The organism is Pseudomonas sp. TNT2022 ID1044, assembly GCF_028656895.1.
GTDB lineage: Bacteria > Pseudomonadota > Gammaproteobacteria > Pseudomonadales > Pseudomonadaceae > Aquipseudomonas > Aquipseudomonas reinekei.
Genome location: NZ_JAMDHB010000056.1, coordinates 1 through 1,327 on the forward strand (window position 1 = coordinate 1; position 1,327 = coordinate 1,327).

1 protein-coding gene is annotated in these 1,327 nt (G+C 59.2%); it reads left to right on the plus strand.

The window, feature by feature from the left end; translation table 11 throughout:
• Positions 1 to 70 precede the first annotated feature (70 nt).
• A protein-coding gene (locus tag M5G20_RS30125; RefSeq protein ID WP_371106590.1) for an IS3 family transposase occupies positions 71 to 1,290 on the plus strand; the annotation gives its coding sequence in 2 pieces (ribosomal slippage) (positions 71 to 416 and positions 416 to 1,290; 1,221 coding nt in all).
• Positions 1,291 to 1,327 lie beyond the last annotated feature (37 nt).

Genomic DNA, 1,327 nt, shown 5'->3' on the forward strand with positions numbered 1-1,327 from the left:
TGAACGAGCCCCATGAAAGACAGGACACCGTTTCCCCCTTACGATAAGGGATAGGCAAACGGTTATGTTTATGACTAACAGCAACGATAAGAGTGGGGAGCTTTTGGGCCAGGAGCGGCGGCGCCGCTGGAGCCCAGAGCAAAAGCTGGCCATGGTTCGCGAGAGCCTTGAGCCAGGGCAAAGCGTTTCGGTGGTGGCTCGGCGTAACGGCATCAATGCCAACCAGCTGTTCCTGTGGCGCAAGCTGTATCAGGACGGCAGCCTGTCGGCGGTCAGTGCCGGTGAAGCCGTGGTGCCGGCCTCCGAGCTGAGCGATGCGCTCAAGCAGATCCGTGAACTGCAACGGATGCTGGGCAAGAAAACGATGGAAGCAGAAATCCTCAAAGAGGCCGTGGAGATCGCCCGGTCGCGAAAATGGATTGCGCACTCACCCTTGTTGCCGGGGGACGACCAGTGAAGCTGGTCAGCGAATGTCTCGGTGTGGCGCGCTCGCAATTAACGGTTCGAATCAAGCAATCGGTATCGCCCAAAATACGGCGAAGCAGACCTGTGAACGATGCTGAGTTGGTGGCCGAAATCCAGCAACAGGTCAGCGAACTGCCCAGCTATGGCTACCGTCGAGTCTGGGGATTGCTGCGTCGCGCCCGTGAAACCCAGTTGCTACCCGCGATCAACGTGAAGCGGGTTTACCGGGTGATGCGTGATCACAACCTGCTACTTGAACGCCGGATCAAACAACCCGGCGTGCCGCGTCGGCACGAAGGCCGTATTGCGGTGGAAAGCAGCGATACGCGTTGGTGCTCGGACGGCTTTGAGTTCCGCTGCGAGGACGGCGCCAAACTGAGCGTGACCTTTGCCCTGGACTGCTGTGATCGCGAAGCCATCGGGTGGGTCGCCAGCCCGACCGGGTACAGTGGCGATGATATCCGCGACTTGATGCTGGAAAGCGTGGAGAAGCGCTTCGGTGATCAACTGCCGACCACGCCGGTGCAATGGCTCAGCGATAACGGCTCGGCGTACACCGCCGAACAGACACGCCTGTTTGCTCGACAGATCGGTTTGCAGCCGGTGACCACCCCAGTTCGCAGCCCGCAGAGCAACGGCATGGCCGAGAGCTTCGTGAAAACGATCAAGCGTGACTACGTGGCGCACATGCCTAAGCCGGATCGAGAAACGGCGTTGCGTAACTTGGCAATTGCCTTCGAGCATTACAACGAGCAGCATCCGCACAGCGCCTTGAATTACCGTTCACCGAGGGAGTTCAGGCGCTTGGCGGCAGCATCAATTTAACGGGGAGTTGGTGTCCGGTTTTGTAGGGGCAAGTCCA